This is a genomic window from Phyllobacterium sp. A18/5-2 (assembly GCF_025452215.1).
GTDB classification, from domain to species: Bacteria; Pseudomonadota; Alphaproteobacteria; order Rhizobiales; family Rhizobiaceae; genus Phyllobacterium; species Phyllobacterium sophorae.
On sequence record NZ_CP104968.1, the window covers coordinates 181,441 to 199,407 of the forward strand.

At 55.8% G+C, this 17,967-nt stretch carries 12 protein-coding genes and 1 pseudogene; 7 read left to right on the forward strand and 6 right to left on the reverse strand.

Annotation, left to right across the window (positions count from 1 at the left end):
- Position 1: 1 nt before the first annotated feature.
- Positions 2-1,864, forward strand: a pseudogene (locus N8E89_RS27340) (CHASE2 domain-containing protein).
- 23 nt (positions 1,865-1,887) lie between these two features.
- Here the strand turns inward: N8E89_RS27340 and N8E89_RS27345 are convergent.
- Complete coding sequence (locus tag N8E89_RS27345; protein WP_262263652.1) at positions 1,888-3,228, reverse strand: ComEC/Rec2 family competence protein; 1,341 nt, start codon at positions 3,226-3,228, stop codon at positions 1,888-1,890.
- Positions 3,221-6,781, reverse strand: coding sequence for a S8 family serine peptidase (locus N8E89_RS27350; RefSeq protein WP_262263653.1), 3,561 nt, complete (start codon positions 6,779-6,781; stop codon positions 3,221-3,223). The genes N8E89_RS27345 and N8E89_RS27350 overlap by 8 nt, the downstream gene beginning before the upstream one ends.
- A 336-nt stretch (positions 6,782-7,117) precedes the next feature.
- On the opposite strand from N8E89_RS27350, the gene N8E89_RS27355 reads away from it, so the two are divergent.
- The 6 genes from N8E89_RS27355 to N8E89_RS27380 all read left to right on the forward strand — a co-directional run bounded on the left by N8E89_RS27355 (position 7,118) and on the right by N8E89_RS27380 (position 12,632).
- A complete protein-coding gene (locus N8E89_RS27355) occupies positions 7,118-8,065 on the forward strand; it encodes a LysR family transcriptional regulator (protein ID WP_262263655.1) in 948 nt (315 codons plus the stop codon).
- 138 nt (positions 8,066-8,203) lie between these two features.
- Positions 8,204-9,016 (forward strand): cytochrome c oxidase subunit II, encoded by an 813-nt coding sequence (locus tag N8E89_RS27360; RefSeq protein ID WP_262263656.1) that lies wholly within the window; start codon positions 8,204-8,206, stop codon positions 9,014-9,016.
- Positions 9,017-9,068: 52 nt separating this feature from the next.
- Entirely contained in the window at positions 9,069-10,847 is a 1,779-nt protein-coding gene (gene ctaD, locus N8E89_RS27365; RefSeq protein ID WP_262263657.1) for a cytochrome c oxidase subunit I, read from the forward strand.
- Positions 10,844-11,548: a cytochrome c oxidase subunit 3 gene (locus N8E89_RS27370; RefSeq protein ID WP_262263658.1), complete on the forward strand. Its 705-nt coding sequence runs from the start codon at positions 10,844-10,846 to the stop codon at positions 11,546-11,548. The genes ctaD and N8E89_RS27370 overlap by 4 nt, the downstream gene beginning before the upstream one ends.
- A gap of 10 nt (positions 11,549-11,558) precedes the next feature.
- On the forward strand, positions 11,559-12,287 hold the full coding sequence (locus N8E89_RS27375; RefSeq protein ID WP_106665607.1) for a heme-copper oxidase subunit III family protein: 729 nt from the start codon (positions 11,559-11,561) through the stop codon (positions 12,285-12,287).
- 9 nt (positions 12,288-12,296) lie between these two features.
- Positions 12,297-12,632, forward strand: coding sequence for a cytochrome C oxidase subunit IV family protein (locus N8E89_RS27380; RefSeq protein ID WP_106665606.1), 336 nt, complete (start codon positions 12,297-12,299; stop codon positions 12,630-12,632).
- 54 nt (positions 12,633-12,686) lie between these two features.
- Here the strand turns inward: N8E89_RS27380 and N8E89_RS27385 are convergent, their stop codons facing one another.
- The 4 genes from N8E89_RS27385 to N8E89_RS27400 all read right to left on the reverse strand — a co-directional run bounded on the left by N8E89_RS27385 (position 12,687) and on the right by N8E89_RS27400 (position 17,942).
- A complete protein-coding gene (locus N8E89_RS27385; protein ID WP_262263659.1) occupies positions 12,687-13,511 on the reverse strand; it encodes a DUF2189 domain-containing protein in 825 nt (274 codons plus the stop codon).
- A gap of 168 nt (positions 13,512-13,679) precedes the next feature.
- Positions 13,680-13,943: a hypothetical protein gene (locus N8E89_RS27390; RefSeq protein ID WP_262263660.1), complete on the reverse strand. Its 264-nt coding sequence runs from the start codon at positions 13,941-13,943 to the stop codon at positions 13,680-13,682.
- Positions 13,909-14,796, reverse strand: coding sequence for a hypothetical protein (locus N8E89_RS27395; protein WP_262263661.1), 888 nt, complete (start codon positions 14,794-14,796; stop codon positions 13,909-13,911). Before N8E89_RS27395 ends, N8E89_RS27390 begins: the two co-directional genes overlap by 35 nt.
- A gap of 296 nt (positions 14,797-15,092) precedes the next feature.
- Positions 15,093-17,942, reverse strand: a complete 2,850-nt coding sequence (locus N8E89_RS27400) for a peroxidase family protein (RefSeq protein ID WP_262263662.1) — start codon at positions 17,940-17,942, stop codon at positions 15,093-15,095.
- Between the last annotated feature and the right edge of the window lie 25 nt (positions 17,943-17,967).

The window sequence follows — 17,967 nt, forward strand, 5'->3', positions numbered from 1 at the left end:
AATGAGCCGACGAGCGTTCCAGACGCTGATCGCACTGATACTCGCAGGCCTCTGGGGGGCTGGCATCGGCCTTGCGCATATGCAAGGCGACGTGTGGTTGGTCGACCGGGTCGAAGCCACAATGACCGATCTTCGTACCGCAATTCGCGGGCAGAAGCCGGCACCCGGAACCGTGACCATTGTAGCTATCGACGACGAGGTGGTGCGCCAGGAGGGCAGCTACCCGCTCGCGCGGGCCACACTCGCGCGGCTGATCGACAAGATCACAGACCTGAATCCGAAGGTTATCGGGATCGATCTTCTGCTCGTGGATCCAGGACCGGAGGACGGGGACCGGGCGTTGGCACTGTCACTCGGCCGAAGCACCAATGTGCTCGCGGCTGCCGCCGTCTTTCCCGAGGGCCAACAGCGGATTGAAACAAACCCGGACGATCCGCTCAGCAGCGTCCCAAGCGCCGAACGATTTTTGCTTCCAATGAAACCGTTCGTCGATGCAGCGGCGGTTGGCGTGGTAAATGTTTCGACCGATCGCAACGGCACCCCTCGACTCGTTCCGATGCTATTCAAAAGCGGAGACCACATAGAGGCATCGTTTCCGCTGCGGGTTGTCTCTTTGGCGAAGGAGTCGAGCCCACCATCGAGCCGGGCCGCATCTTGCTTGGGGAACAGACGATACGGACCGACACCGGTCAGGCCTTGCCTCTTATATTCTACGGTACCAGAAGCACGATTCGGACGTTCAGCGCTGCGGATGTCCTGAACGGGAAACTGAGCCGCGATAGTATTGAGGGCCAAATTGTTGTCCTGGGAACAACGGTAACTGCCGGGGGCGACGTGTTTCCAACGCCCTTTGATCCGGTACTCCCCGGCGTCGAGGTCATTTCCACGGCGATATCGCATTTAATGAATGGCGACGGGATTGTCCGCGACCGGAGCGTTCGTCTTGTGGACGCCGGCGTGGCTGTGGGGCTGCCGCTGGTCCTCGTCGCACTGTTGGCCTGGCGACGCAACGTCATCGGTCTGGTGATGATCGCATGTACGATTCTGGCCTGGCTTGCCATCAACATGGCCGCCTTTGTAAACGGCATCTGGCTCAGTGCAGCAGTGCCAATGACCGCCGCGATCCCGCCAGCGGTCATCTTCGGAGCCGTTCAGCTGTGGCTTGGAAAACGCCGAGCGCAGCATTTTGCCAGACAAAGCGCGCTCTTGCAGCAGATTCAAGCGCCCGGCCTTGGCAAATGGCTCGCTCGAAACCCCGGATTTCTGGCAGAACCTGTCCGACAGGATGCAGCCGTTGTCTTTATAGATCTCTCCGGATTTACCGGGTTGAGTGAGACATTGGGGCCGAACCCGACACGCGAGCTGTTGAACGGTTTCTATAAAGTCGTGGACGAAGAGGTTGCGGCGTGCGGAGGGATCATCACCAGCTTCATGGGCGATGGCGCAATGATCCTCTTCGGCCTACCGGAGCCGGGCATCGACGACGCCTTCAACGCTGCGCGCTGTTGCGTGGGTCTTTGCCACAGTACCAGGGATTGGCTTGCGTCGCTGCCCACATCGATCTCGCCGCGAGATCGGCTTCAAGGTAGGCGCGCATTTTGGAACTGTCGTAGCGTCAAGGCTTGGTGGCGGCAGCCGCCAGCAGATTACAGCCACTGGTGACACAGTGAACGTCGCGAGCCGCTTGATGGAAGTCGCCGCGGGTCACGGGGCAGAGCTCGCCTTGAGTGAAGAAATGCTTCAGGCGGTCGGACACCGCTCCTCGCCATTCCAATCGGGTACGCTTAGCGGCCCCTTGGAAACGAACATCCGCGGGCGCGCTGGTTCAATTGCGATTTGGCTGTGGCAAGGTGTTTCACGCTAAAGATACAGGTTCCGGCGGGCAAATCAAAACGAAATGTCAAAGTACAAATCCGTTGCCGTAACGTTTCGAAGTGGCGGATCGGGGGTTTCGTCGATACGGATAACACCATCCTTGGCCGCACGTTCAAGTGCTGCCACCAATTCCGGAAGCGGTATCTTGCCCCATCGCTTCTTAATAGCCATAGCATGGTCGACCGGAATGGCTGCGATCGACAAATTCTTCATTAGCTCAAGGCCATCCGCGCGCAGCGCCGCATTATGACTTCCATGGTGTCCGACCTTGTAGAAAACGGTTCGCGCGAGCAGATCCGGCCCGGTGACTTTCCTGCCTTCCACCTCCCAACTGAGTTCCCGCCATGACAGCCAGTTGCCAACTTGCGCGTCCGCCACAAACAACAAGACATCGCCGTCCGAAAGTTCGATCGCAAGCACAAGACTTGTGTTGTTCGTTGCACTGTCAAGAGCCAGGGCAAGCTCCGAAGCCCCATCAAGCCATGCCGTGTCGATCCTGCGCCAGTCGGGCGCGCTGTCGCCCGGTCCCCAATACCACTTTCGAAAGAAATCCATTCCCTCTGTGATTGAAAGAGGGATTGATCGGATATCACTGAACGGCGTGCTGTTGTCATCAGGGTTGAGCGCCGCTGACACGCTTGCGCCAAGTTGATGCGCGGCAACACCATATGTCTCTGGATCGCGCGACGATGGGAGAGTTTTCCGTATCTGCTTGGGATCATGGGGCGGCCCCAGGATATAAAGCCTGACGTCCGTATCTGAAAGAGGGACGGGATCGTCCGTCGCACGGCAGTAGCGCACTTTTCCCATTTTCATGACAGCATTCAATGCATCTTGAGTGCATGCACCCCCTGCCGCACCGAAAAATCCGAGCAGATCGCCAATCTCACCCGCACCAGCCTCATCGCCAGCCATCGTCATTGCTGCGGCACTCAATTTGAGAGCTGCAATTGCCTGAACACGTTCCTGCCGCAGTTCGCCGGCGAGAACGTCATCCGGATCCTCGGTCCATGCAACCCAGACCTGATCTACCGTCAACGTCGCGAACATTTCAAAAGCTTGGACAAACCCGGAGAGGTGATCCCAATGCTGGTGCGTAGCCAAGAGAATATCAATGTGCCCTTCGGCTTCCTTGGCGACATCCTTGGCAACCCGGATCATTTTCCCGGCCGCATCGCTGGTGCCGAGAATGACACCGCAATCGATAAGGATTCGGAATGGCTTTTTATTCTTGCGCGGGATTGTGATCAGGAAACAGTCCCCCATGCCCTGCCTGTACATACGGACCGTAGCTCGATGATCCTTACCCGCGCCGGACGCTTGGGATTTGGCAATTCTCTTCCTCTTAGCCACCCTTGCCCCCCAATGCACCGTGCAGCAATGCAAAAGGTTCATTGCCCGCTGGAGACTCACTGAAGTATTGCAGCCTCAGGCCGAAGTCTTGTTGCATGCGAAATGCAGCTTGCTGGTTCAATCGCTGGGCACTCGTAACGCGTTTCCTGATGCAATAGCGGACAGTATTCGTCTCAAGATCTATGATAAGCGTGCAACCACCACGATAGAGTCCGCCTTGGTCTGCATCCGGCTTGAAAGTCTGAGTGATCTCGACAACGAGATCCGTTCGGCTCTGGCCATCGGGGCCAATGCGCCGTGCAGGGCGCACGGAATGAACCTCTATGCCCCGTATGGTGCCTTTGATATTTCCGATCGTCATGGGCTGGCTTCGCCGCACTAATCCGAGCACCGCAAGTTCATCATCTGAAACCTGCTTGGGAGAAACAAGCCAGGCGTGAAAAGTTGCAGCATTCTTCTGTGACACCTCGTAGGCGGATCGCCGATCGCTGTCCAGATTCCAAGTCAGCTTCATTCGTGCAACGATCTCTGAAAGATTTCTCAGAGGAAGCGGTGGCGACTCCCAGACAAGATTGCCTGGAGACAGATGCCGGACACCCGACGGATAGATGCCCCGGTCCCGGAAGGCCGCCACAAAGGCCACGCGATAACCCCGGGGATCATCCGGCACGAGGTCGCGATCGGCCGTTATGAGTGCCCGCAGGTAATCACCGAAGGTGATGTCCACAGGCGGACAATAATCCAGTGCCCGTATGCACATTTTCAGAACTTGCCCCGCCACCTTACTCGCTTCGTCCGCCATGCGGTTGGCAAGATCGATTGGGATATCGCCTGGCGGCAAAACGCCGGTACCCTGTGTTGCCAACCTTACCAGATCCGCCATCCTTGCTTTGTAGATCGAGAGGAAAGCAGCGAAGACCGCAGACACCAACACGGCCCCAAGGGCGTGCGGTTCCTTGCTGGCATCATAATCCGTGTGCTGGGGTTTCCTGGCTACCCACTTATCGTCCTTGTCACGTGTTCCTATGGCGTCCCGGAGCGCCCCGTAGCCACCACTCACAGCCTGGCCAAATTCAATGGCAAGTTCGGCAAGCAGATTCTCTTGGCTTAGGTCACCTCGGGTCCGGCTGATCTGATGACGCAGTGCCTCTGGCAGGGTGAAGTGCTGGAACAGGGCTACGATATCCGCGAATGCTTCGTGAAAAGCCAACACATCCGGATTGGTTGGTTCGCGAAAACGTGTATGCAGACCATCCAACAGGGCGTGCGTCGTCTCGTGGGCAATAACGTCATGGGACAGAGCTGTGAAAACAACCCCGTGAGGAAGTCCCAGGCCCGCCGTTTTCTCGGCGGCGGTAAAGTAGCCGAGAAGGAGGGCCTTTCGATCCGGGCTGTAGAACGCGTTTCGAGCGCGGGTCGCATGCGGATAGATCCGCAGACGCTGGACATATTGCTGATGCAATTTGCCAGCCGTTACTGTTAAACGCGGCGACCAAAGGGCTGATCGTCCAAGCGCGCGTTCAAAATATTCGATAGTCCTCATCGCGACTGCGTAGCTCATCTGCTGATGAAACTGCGGGTTGCCTTCCGATGGAGCCAGCCCGTCCTGCGGCAGGAGATGCCTGTGGTTCAGATCCACGGGGGCGTAGGCGCAGCGACTGGCCGGGTCTATATCGATCACTTCAATATACTCGCCCACAGGTCCAGGATTCAGGCCCGGCTCCCACTTAACGTCCAAAGTCGCCTGATTTATTGCGACGGTGTCAGGGTCCGTTGCAAGCGACGGGTCGAAGGCAAAGACACGCAGGCGCCGGCGCATCGGGGCAGGCACGTCCGGATCCATGGCAGCTTTAAGGTGAAACCGGGTTACTGCATCTTCGGCGACCGGAAGCGACGTCACGGGTACCGAGGTATGCATCGCGCCTGCCAGTGTGTCGCGCAATGTTCGCGAGATGCCCGGCTGGGCCAACAGTGCTTCTGCAATATTCAGCTTGTCCTTTGCGCTAAGCGATTGCGGATCGATGGAGGGATCAGGAAGCACCGCCTCCACCCCCGCTGTTTGGGACAGCTGAAGCGCCTCAAGCTCGAGCATTTGACGGCCCGGCTCGGATGCTGCCCCAAAATCCACTCCGGTCAGCACATTCAAAATGGAGAAACTGGCACTATCGACAGGCGCCTTCACGAGATCCGATGCTCTTGCTGGCAGAATGTCCAAGGCGGCGAGCGCCTGGAGTTCACCGCGTCCGAGACGGCGCAGATCCCCGCCTGTCCGGGCTGATAGGAACAAGGCCTGACGGACTGCTTCCGCCCGCATCCAGTCCTCGCGATACGCAGCAAGTTTGGTCATATTGTCCTGAATCCAGAGCGCTGCAGACGCAGCCACCTGCGGCGTGGCCGATGACGTGCCATTTCCATCAAAGTCGACAATGGCTGGACAGCCTTTTCGAGCCCAGGGCGTGTTCGGAGTACAAGCCGCGAGGGCGGTCTCCATCTTTGAGGCGGGTCCGTAATTGCCTGCCATAATCGCCGCCGGCAAATCGGCGTAAGGCGCGTGATTTGCCATCACACCACAGGCTGCAACGACCCGATTGAACCTCGCTGGATAGACAATGTTGCGCGTGGGCAAATTTGCAAAGTTGTTGCCTGCAGCCGCAACAATGAACACGCCGCGATCATAAAGAGCGTTGACGGCGTCCGCCCATGCCCGCGAAGCCAGCCCTCCCATGCTCATCGTAATGACGTGAACACGGGTCGCTGGATTGGTACATAGGCCGTGAATGTAATCCATTGCCTTGGCGATCGAGCTATTGGAGAACAGAACAACGCTATTGGCCACGCGAACAGGCACCACCTCTGCGTTCGGTGCACATCCGATCGTTGACGTCGAGCCAAAAGCCTTGCCTGCAAGGATGCTCAACGTACCCGTTCCGTGACCGGGATTTGATAACGCCGTTTCCGATGTGGTGTCTGTCGCATCGTTTGGCCGGTCTGCCTCGACAAAATTCCGTTGGAGGCGTAAATTCATATGAGCAGGCAGACTGCGATGCCCCGGATCATATCCGGTATCCAAATGGGCGATCTGCACCCGATTTCGATTGCCAGGCTGCCCCACCTCTGCAAGTGCATCATCAAACTGGGAATGGCTGCGCTTCCTCAGCCAGAAATTATCTGCGTCGCGTGGATAGTTCGAGCTTTGCGGACTGGCCCGATCGCATCCCGCCGTCAATCCGATGCCCAGGGCTTTCTCATCCCCGATCAACCAACGCTGCTGCAGATCCGGCTCAGCGAATTCTACTGAACCGCCGGTCACGCCCAGTCCGCTGGAAAGCAGGGAATAACAGATATCCCAAGGATTCGTACCATCATCGTCTGGTGCTGAAAGGACGTGCCATGTCGCACCGGCCGAGAGACCCAAAGCAGCCTCATGGCCTATGCTTTGAAAAAGTGGTTCGACCGTGAAAGCCGTTTTTGCGGTACCGAGAGCCAAGCGCTGGCCAGCAATCACTGCCGTAGTCTTGACCAGCACACGCCGTGCGCTTGTTGCTTCAGCCATGTCCCGCCCCCAGCAAACGGCGCGATAGTTGTATCGCGCGGCTTCAAGTAACGCTCACACGCCAATCAGACACCAGAATCACAATCCGAATTCTTACGGCTTTGGATTTTGGCCCCGCATTTCAAACAAAATATAGTATTCCAATACAAATTAATCACAGAGTTTACATCCAGGCAAATGAAACAGACTTTTAGACGTTAAAGATAAGCATAGTCCCACGTAATTTTTCACCAGCTCGCGCCGAGCCGCGTTGTTCTCTTCCTCTCAATATTGAGTTGGATTATAGTTTAATTAATTGATTATAATTCGGAAGTGTCTTTAAGAAGAAGGTGCAGAATGCGCGGCAGCGAGTTTTCCAGTCTCAAGGCCTTTGCGGCGATTGCCAAATACCGAAGCTTTTCCGGTACGGCAAGGGATATAGGTGTCTCGCCATCGGCATTGAGTCAGATCATTCGCGATCTCGAGAAGCGGCTCGGGGTCCGGCTGTTCAACAGGACCACCCGCAGCGTGACACTGACTGAAGCCGGCAGTCATTTGCTCGACAGGATCCTGCCGTTGTTCGACGAATTTGATGCTGCACTCGAGGAGATCGGTAACCTGCGTGACAAGCCGTTCGGCACCCTCCGCATCTGTGCACAGCATATGGCCATCAACTACCTCATTCAACCGATCCTGCCTCGTTTCCAGGAACTCTACCCGGATATCAATCTTGAGCTCATAAGCGACGAAGCTATTGATGACATATTTGCGCGTGGTTTTGATGCCGGTATTCGGCTTGGCGAATATATCGAGAAGGACATGATTGCTATCCGGGTCGGCCCCGATTTGCGCCAAGTTGCCGTCGCGACTCCAGATTATCTTCGCAGAAATGGCGTGCCGCAGACGCCCGGCGATTTGCAGCATCATTCTTGCATTACCTGGAAGCAACCGGGCCGCGAGACGCTTTATAACTGGGAATTCGCGAAGGACGGAAAATGGTTCGAAGTTGCGGTGAAAGGTTCACTCACGGTCAATGACTGCGGCGTGGCTCTTCGTGCCGCGCGCGACGGCATGGGGATCACACTGTGGATGGAAGAATGGATGCAGGATGATATTGCAAGCGGGAGGCTTGTCCCGCTGCTCCAGGAATGGTCACCTCCCTTTCCCGGCTTCTACCTGTTTCATCCCAGCCGCCGGCAGGTCCCTGCCAATCTGCGGGCGTTTATCGATGTCCTGAAAGCAGCAACAAATACTGCCTTGCATGAAGTCCAGTCAGAGGATGTCTTACGCGCTGCAAACGGATGATTGCAGAGGATAACGGGTAGATCTTATGCGTCTTCCAGCCCGATTGCCTGTTTTTCTTCTTCGTGCAATGTTAGGCTCGAGTTTCTACAGATTGCAAGTTCATGTCCACAGCCGATTGCGGCAGGGAGGGGACAAGGAATGGCTGTCGTACTTATTCTGGTTCTAGTAGCGTTTGCGTCAGTTCTGTTTCATTTGCTGAGTCCATGGTGGTGGACGCCGATCGCGTCAAACTGGCATTACATCGATAACACAATCATCATTACATTCTGGATCACGGGATTTGTGTTCACCGCAGTGGTGTTGTTTGTTGCCTATTGCGTTTTCCGCTTTCGGCACAAGCCAGGTAACCGTGCTCATTATGAACCAGAAAACAGAAAACTGGAGTTCTGGCTTGCCACGGTAACCACCATTGGGGTCGTCGCCATGCTGGCGCCTGGCCTGTTCGTTTGGAACCAGTTTGTAACGGTTCCCAGCGATGCAACCGAGGTCGAAGTGGTCGGGCAGCAATGGCTGTGGAGTTATCGCCTTCCCGGAGCCAATGGAAAGCTGGGGACGTCAGAGACCCGCGATGTCAGCACTGAGAACCCTTTGGGACTAAACAAGAATGACGCCGCCGGACTTGATGATGTCATCATATCGGGCGGCGAACTGCACGTACCGGTCGGGAAGCCGGTTAAGATGCTGCTGCGCTCGATCGATGTGTTGCACGACTTCTATGTGCCTGAATTCCGAGCCAAGATGGACATGGTTCCAGGCATGGTCACCTATTTCTGGTTTACACCCACACGAACAGGGACCTTCGAGGTTCTTTGCGCAGAACTATGCGGCGTTGGCCACCCCCAGATGCGCGGAACCGTCGTCGTCGACACGGAAGCCGACTACCAGAATTGGCTGCAGCAACAGCAGACATTCACGCAAATGATGGCGGGGGAAGTGCAGACGACGAATTGAGTGACATCGTTCCTCGGGAGGAGGAGCGACCGAGACAACAGGGAGGCTATTGATGGTCAACATTCCATCCAGCATTGACGACACCGTCCCGGCAGCGGAAGTCGAAGATGTCGAGCTTTACCACCCGCACAGCTGGTGGACGACCTATGTCTTCAGTCAGGACGCAAAGGTCATAGCCATCCAGTATTCGCTAACCGCGATATCGATCGGACTTGTGGCGCTTGTGTTGTCGTGGTTGATGCGATTGCAGTTGGGTTTCCCTGGTTATTTCACCTTCATCGACGCTGACCGCTATTACCAGTTCATCACCATGCACGGCATGATCATGGTGATTTACCTTCTGACTGCACTGTTTCTGGGTGGGTTCGGCAATTACCTGATCCCGTTGATGCTGGGTGCGCGGGACATGGTGTTCCCTTATGCAAACATGCTGAGTTACTGGCTTTATCTCCTTGCAGTGCTCGTTCTGGCTGCGGGCTTTTTTGTGCCAGGCGGCCCGACAGGCGCCGGCTGGACGCTGTATCCACCTCAAGCCATACTTTCCGGCACGCCGGGCGGTCAGAGTGGCGGCATCATCCTGATGCTGGTTTCACTCATCCTGTTCATTATCGGCTTTACCATGGGCGGGTTGAACTACGTGGTCACAGTCTTGCAAGGCCGTGCGCGCGGGATGACCCTGATGCGCATGCCCTTGACGATTTGGGGCATCTTTACCGCAACGGTCATGGCGCTATTGGCCTTCCCAGCCCTGTTTGTTGCCTCGGTCATGATGCTTTTCGACCTTGTTCTCGGCACCAGCTTTTTCATGCCGGCGATTGTTGAAATGGGCACACAACTACAGCATGGCGGTGGCAGCCCAATTCTCTTCCAGCACCTGTTCTGGTTCTTCGGCCATCCCGAAGTCTACATCGTCGCTCTGCCGGCCTTCGGCATTGTCTCCGATCTGATCAGCACTCACGCACGAAAAAATATCTTTGGCTACCGCATGATGGTGTGGGCAATCGTCATCATTGGTGCGCTGAGTTTCATCGTCTGGGCGCATCACATGTATGTCAGCGGCATGAACCCGAACTTCGGATTCTTCTTCGCAACCACGACACTGATCATCGCAGTTCCAACCGCTATCAAGGTTTATAATTGGGTGCTCACACTGTGGCGCGGTGATATCCATCTCACCATCCCAATGCTGTTTGCCCTTGGTTTCATCGTTACATTCGTCAATGGCGGCCTGACGGGGCTGTTTCTCGGCAACGTGGTGGTCGACGTCCCGCTTTCCGATACGATGTTTGTTGTCGCGCATTTTCACATGGTGATGGGCGTCGCACCAATTATGGTCATATTCGGTGCCATCTATCACTGGTTTCCCAAGATCACGGGACGCATGCTGGACGAGATCATGGGACGGATCCATTTCTGGGTCACGTTCCTTGGTGCTTATCTCATCTTCTTCCCCATGCATTATCTGGGTCTGCTCGGAGCACCCCGGCGCTATTATGAACTGGGCGAGTCGGCAGTGAACCCCCCATCGGCTCATGATCTGAATGTATTCATCACGCTAATGGCGCTGACGGTGGGTGCAGCGCAAATGTTGTTCCTGTTTAATCTGGTCTGGAGCCTGCGGCACGGCAAGGAAGCGGGCGGCAATCCATGGCGAGCGACGACCCTCGAATGGCAGACCCCCACAACCCCACCGCCCCATGGCAACTGGGGCAAGGAACTTCCGGTGGTCTATCGCTGGGCCTATGATTACAGTGTCCCCGGTGCTCCGCAGGATTTCATTCCACAGAACCAGCCCAACCCCGACCGGCTATCCATGGAAAATGCGTCATGAGCGCCATGCTGATTTTCTTGGCCGGGATTGCCGTTGTCATAACGTGGTGGATGGCCCAGCAACGCCTGACCTCGAAGCCTTGGCTCGAGGTTGGGAATGGTGGCGATGCCCCCCGCTATGACAGATCCCCTATAGCAACCGCCAAAATAGGTCTTGGCGTCTTTCTGGCCGTCGTCGGCGCTTTGTTCACGCTTTTCATCAGCGCTTATTTCATGCGGATGGGCGTCGAGGATTGGTGGGCAATTCCTATCCCCGGGCTGCTTTGGGTTAATACGGCCGTGTTGATGGTAAGCAGTATCGCTTTGCAGTGGGCGAAAATAGAAGCCCATAAAAATCAGACCGAGGTCATGAAGATCGCTCTTCTGGCGGGCCTTGTGACAGGTGTGGTTTTTCTCGTCGGACAGGTCTTCGCGTGGCGCGAATTGGCGCTGGCCGGTTATGTGCTCGCCGACAATCCAGCGAACAGTTTCTTCTATCTGATCACCGGCATGCATGGCCTTCATATTGTGGGCGGTCTCGTTGCTCTCTGCCGCACGACACTGAAGGCATGGGAAGGCGCCCGGCCGGACCGGGTGCGCTTGAGCGTCGAGCTTTGTGCCATGTATTGGCATTTCATGCTGCTCGTCTGGCTGATCCTTTTTGCCCTGTTCGCGGGTTGGGCGAATGATTTTGTCGATATCTGCCGGCAATTGCTAACGTAGGGGTGTGACGATGCATGAATCCGCCAAAACAAAGCCCAGTGCCACCCCTGCCCTCCCGCGGCCATCAGGATTAAGTGGCTTTGCCGCAGACTGGGCCTCGGACCAGCGGACGTTCAAAAACGTTTCCTGGGGCAAAGCCATGATGTGGATATTCCTCCTCAGCGACACCTTCATCTTTGGATGTTTTCTTCTTGCCTATATGACCGCCCGAATGTCCACGACGGTGCCCTGGCCCAATCCAAGCGAAGTCTTCGCACTGAATATCGGCGGACAGGAAGTGCCACTTATCCTTATTGCGATCATGACTTTCGTGCTCATCAGCAGCAGCGGGACGATGGCGATGGCTGTCAATTTTGGCTACAGGCGCGATCGCCGCAAAACGGCTGCGCTCATGCTGTTGACGGCTCTGTTTGGCGCAACATTTGTTGGAATGCAGGCGTTCGAGTGGACCAAACTGATTTCGGAAGGTGTCCGCCCGTGGGAGAACCCATGGGGCGCCGCACAATTCGGCTCGACCTTTTTCATGATCACCGGCTTCCACGGAACCCATGTGACGTTCGGCGTCATTTTCCTGATCATCATTGCCCGCAAGGTCTGGCGTGGAGATTTCGACCAGGAGAGGCGCGGCTTTTTCACGAGCAGAAAGGGCAATTACGAAATCGTGGAAATCACTGGCCTTTACTGGCATTTCGTCGACCTGGTCTGGGTCTTCATCTTCGCTTTCTTCTACCTGTGGTGAGGTCACGCTATGGCACAAACTGCAACGCACACGGAACATCAGCAACATCCGATCAAGCTCTACCTCGTCGTCTGGGGTTTGCTGTTCGTTCTTAGCCTTTTTTCATATCTGGTAGATTATCTCCACGTGCAGGGCTATCTCAGATGGACATTGATACTCCTCTTCATGGTCTTGAAGGCAGGCTTAATCGTTGCGATTTTCATGCACATGGCTTGGGAAAGACTGGCTCTTGTATACGCCGTACTGCTGCCGCCTATATTGGTGCTCGTCTTCGTGGCAATGATGGTTTCGGAGGCGAATTACACGCTCTTCACACGGTTGGCTTCCTTCGGCGCAGCTCCATAGATACATAACGGCGCGGCATTTGCAGCCGCGCCGATTCTATCTTCTGGCAAATGGTTACCTGGGCTGGTTTGCAGCTTCGCGTGGCAGAGGTACAACAACCTTGCGATAGAGATGCCATGTCGCATGTCCCAGCACTGGTATGAAGATAGCCAGACCGACGAATAGTGTCAGAAAGCCAACCAGCAGAAGTGCAGCAACGATCAAACCCCAGAGTGCCATTTCAACAGGATTAACCAGAACGGCTTTGATTGAAGTGACGACAGCCGCTAACGCCCCGACGTCGCGGTCGAGCAGAAGCGGAAACGCGATGACGGTTGTGCAAAGCACGATGACAGCGAAGACGAAGCCAATCGCATTTCCGAGGATGATCATTCTCTGCCCTTCGGGGGTGTTGAAGACCTGATCCATGAAGGCGCTGATGGATTCCGGCGCCTGCGGGCCGAAAAGATTGGTGTACAGTGCTTGAGCGGTCAGTATCCATGCAATGAAGAATAAAAACAGCATAACGCCAACGGCCACGATGGAAGGTATAGCCGGCGATTGCCTGACTTCCAGGGCATGTTTCCACGACGTATCGAGGTTGAGTTCCCGCCGCCTGCTGATCTCATAAAGGCCGAGCGCGGCGAAAGGCCCTATCAGAGCAAAGCCAGACATCAGTGGAAATAAAAGCGGTAATAAATTGGCTCCCGAAGTCCAACGCGCGAGAACCAGCCCGGCAATTGGATAAATCAGGCAGAGAAAAACATAATGTGAGGGCTTTTCCCAAAAGTCGTCCAGCCCTTCGCGAAGCGCGGCAAAAACATCTGCTACGCTAATTCGACGCACGTCAGGATAGACGCTTGTTTCACTTGCACCAGCTATCACATGAAATTGTGCCATGAACAATTCTCCCAATCTCGTTCGGAGCGGGAAAGGCACCAGTGGCACCGTGCAAAGAGCGGGGCCATGAGACCTATACCTGCACAAATGAAAACATAACCTGATCGACTTTGTTTTGCCAGAGCTATCAGGAACCGCCGATCGATGTACGCACCGGGATATGGTTTGCTAATGCCAGTCCCGGTGATGATTATAGTGTGCATCCGTCAGCCCGTTACGGAAGAAGCGCTCATAATATTCTATATCGACATGATGAACCTGCAGCCAAACACCAGGTATATGAATAGCGTCGCAATGGGCCGGGAACCGGCCATGGGTGTCATAGATATATGTGCAGATGTCTTGCACGCAATCGATCACTTGCGGGCTGTAGACTGCGGCCTCGGCCAGATAACGATCACCGTAGCTGCCCTTGTAAATCCTGGAGAACAATGATTTGTCCACATAAAGACCCCTGTCTCCAAACTTGTCCATGATGACAGCCTGTACGGCATCTGCCATCGAGATCGTAATATGGCGGCGACATGCCCTTGATCAGGTATTCTCCCTTGTATCGCAGACCAATCGGGTTGCTTCGCACGTTTGAAAATCGCGGCAATGGCACGTGCCAGCGTAGCAGGTCCATGATGCGCCAGCGCGGCGTAACAACGTCAAATCCCAGCATCGAACCATAGTCTTTTGTGAACTTGGGATCGCCGATGAGCACTGGTGGGCTGATGGAAGCATGGATCCAGCCCCCAAGCCCCATCGCATCGGCGGCCAAAAACAGATTCTGAAGCAAAAGATCTGCCTCGATCTGTGTGCGCAACGAGCCGATGGCGCCAAGTGGTACCTTCAGATCCTTGTTGAGAAAACCCTTCTCAACCCAGCGTTTCACGCCCGCCGAACGGTAGAAGTTACGATCGTCCACGATCGCCGGCCTCGCACCATCCGGTTGAGTTAGAAGGTACATCAGCCCGTTGATATATTGCCGCGACAGATCCACCACCGGAAGGAGCACGGTGGTGCCCGGCAAGTTCGACAGGAAGCGATTGGAATCAAGATATGCCGGGAAATCGCGCTTGCCTTCAGCGACATCCAGCCGGCGATCCAGGATTCGGACCTTGGCTTCACCAGCTCGCCGCATGAGCCGTTCTTTGCTGAAAGCAGTCTCACCGTCTTGCGGGGGAGGCAGGTTGCGAAGAAAATAGGTGCCGGTATCGTTTATCAGGAAGAAATGCGTACCTTGTGCATTGTCGGGGCTGCCCGCCGTGCGCCCGTACATGTTCAGGTTCGGCTTGGCCATGATCGGCTGATGCGTCTGCGGATCCTCGAACGGGCGGTCCGGCATTGTCAGACCGGTGCACCCTGTCATGGCGATCAGGACTGCCTCTTCCAACTCTAATAGCGGTTCGCGGGGCTGGGTTGACTCATAGGACATTGTGCCGGCCAAAACCGAACTTCCCTGGCTGACACGATGGGTTCGACGTCGCCAGATCGTATCGATCAGCGGCCTTTTAAGGAAGGCATCAAGCCCAGGGTGTCCAGTGGAAGCTGCCGAAGAGTCGCTGGCCGTTGCATCCTCAGTTTCACGTGCGTCAGTCATGATGGTCTTTCTGGAGGAACTCCCTTACTGGTCGGAAAGATTGGGCGCCAGGGCGCGAAAGCACTGCCTGTACGGGGCAGAACCGAGACGAGATCGGGGCAGTGACGCAGGATGACGCTGGTCATGCCGTTATTCGCGATCCAGTCCATTCCGAACGGTGAATAGATTTCGGGCCGGAAATCAACGGTCAGGAAACGGTCGCTTTGCAGCCGCCGCGACGCCATCAGGATAAAGATGCGGAACGCAGTGTCGCTAAAGCCGAACCCGGCGGGGGCTGGCTCAGCGAACAGTCCGACGACCGTATCGACGCGATCGATGCTGCCATAAATCTCCTTGAGCAGGCGCACGTCCTCGGGGCTCGTTGCAAGTTCTTCCCAGCTTTTGATCCGGGGCCGATGCAGTCCAGTGCGGAAGTCATTGTAACGCGGTACGCCGCGGCGCCGCGTTCGCACCAGATCAACAACGGAAAGGTCGATGATCTCGTTGTCGCGTTCGAGTGCAAGGAGCGAACGGGGGAAATTATGGAGTGTGATGGCGCCGGGATGAGCAATCCCAAACGAATATAGTGTATTCCGAAGACCCAATGCCCTCATGCAGTCATCTGCAGCCGCACCCTGGATATCCAGAAAACCTCTTTCCGCGATCTTGGTCCCGGTTGTGTGGTCATAAAAACAATAGTCGTCCGGCAGCAGCGGATGCATGCGGTACACGGTGACGAAGTCTTCTGTCAGTGAGTATGGCGCCCCGTGATGGTCAGGCAATGTCTTGGGAATTCCTGTCAAGGCATGGGCGTCAATCAGCCAGATGCCCAGTTTTGTCAGCCAGTCATTCGCCGGAGGTCCATTCCAATTGCTCGAAAGACCAACGTCTATTGCCCTCGTAGCAAGAATCGCCGGCGTCCATTCGACCGTGTGAATCTTGGCGATAAGCGCGGAAACGATTAGGCGCGCAGTCTGGTAGATGTGTTCGTCGTCCCAGGTGCGATATCTCGATCTGAGTTCGTCACACAGGAGATTGTGCTCGCGCGCGAACAGCGTATGCAACGCGCCGAGACCCAACCACCAGCTTTCGTTGAAGCCCGTGACCTCGAAGCCTTTAACGTCGACGGGCAAATGCCCGTCGACCAGCTTGAGCTTTGGACCATCGCGCAGCAATCCGGCTTTCACACTGTCAGGGCCGTAGACCTCAGATCCATCCCACCATTGCGAGGCGTTGTTGCCGAAATAGATGGGCGGTCGATTATCCCCCTGCTCGCGCCCAGCCACATTACTCGCGATGCGCATGACGTCTTCGGCGGGACCTCCAACGTAATTTTTCCAGGTCATACCTCTTGGTAACGGGACAACAACGTCGTCTTTGCCCAGCGGATTGCGCGCATGGTTGACCCAATCGTGGACCTGGAACTGGATCCATGCGGCAGCAAGGATATTCAGTGAACGAGCCGGAATGAATGTGTCACGATGAAGAAGTTCCCGGGCCACCGTCACAGGATTGGGTGTGTCAAACAGGTCCGGCGCAAAGTTGGGTTTCAGGTTTCTACCGAAAGCCGAGCCGATTGCTCCCATCTTTGGCTGTGACAGATCGTTGAAGCTGCCGTCATAGGTCCGCGCCTGACGAACGTCCTCTCCAACGCCTGTTGGCGGTACGGGCCGAGCCGCAGGCGGGGCTTCACCAGTTTCAGTATCGATCAGGTTCTTATTGCGCAAGACATGGCGAAAAGCGTCGAGGTTAAGCAGGCTAAGGCGCAACGACAGTCTGTGCCATTCAACGTAGCGATTGACGACGGTGAAGGCCGCCCGGGCGGCTCCGCCAAGAATACGGTTTCGAAATGGAAACCCTGACCGCCAGCGATAAATATGGCGATGAGCGGAGCTCGCATCGTAGACCGCCTTCCTTGCCCGGTTGAGATTGCCTAGCGGGCGGAACTCGTCGGTTGTATTCCAGGGATTGAAGGCGAGCTCGTCGATCAGCCTCGCGTCGATGAAAGCTTCAGCAATCCCAGCGCTTGGCTTCGATATCATGAGATCCGCGACCTTGACCGGAGGCGAGGCAATGGTCGTCCATTCAATGGCAGTATCTTCTATCGGGGTCTTGGTAGGATCGACATAGGGCTGAATGCATAGCTCGAAATGAACATCGCCACGATCGAGGCGACGGGCGAATTCGTTCGACAGGTAGCCGGGGTCTTTGTCCGAGGGCTCGGGTGCGGAAGGTGCATCAGGAGCGGGCCGCAACAAATAGCGCACAGCGAGCGTCTCGCCCCAGCGAATGGCCCCTCTGCTCCAATACGTCTCAAGGGCCACACTGGAGACTTTGCGCTTGCGGGCCGCGGTGACATTGCGGAGCATGCGTATGACCTCGGAGGGTCCGAACTTGAACAGCAGGCACACCAATCCGGTAACTTTGCTCAAGATGCTGCCCGCTGTTGCCTTCGCAAAAGCCACGAATTGTTCCGCATTGCGGGCATGGGAAACCGGGAAATTAGTCGCCAGCAAGTCATGCTGTTCATTTTCAGAGACCTGAATTCGAAGCGCGACGCCACGCATATCCGGCTTGTAGTCCGCTTGCCCAAATCCATTGGCATTCGAAAAACGGACAATGGTCGTGTAGGACTGCCCCGGTTTCACGAATCCCGCACACAAATCGGCCGGAAGATCATCCAGGAACGTCAGCTTGGCATCGATTGCCGAAAAGATTGCCTTGCTATGAAATGCCCGCTGAATGGTGGGAGCTTTGCTGTATTTCTTTGTTTTCAGCTGGACGTCCATCATGTCCTGCGCCAAGCGCTCGAACATCACCCGTTCGGCCTCGGGATCGCCTTGATACTCTTCACGCCACATCGACATTGTCTCACTTCCCCTTGCATTACGC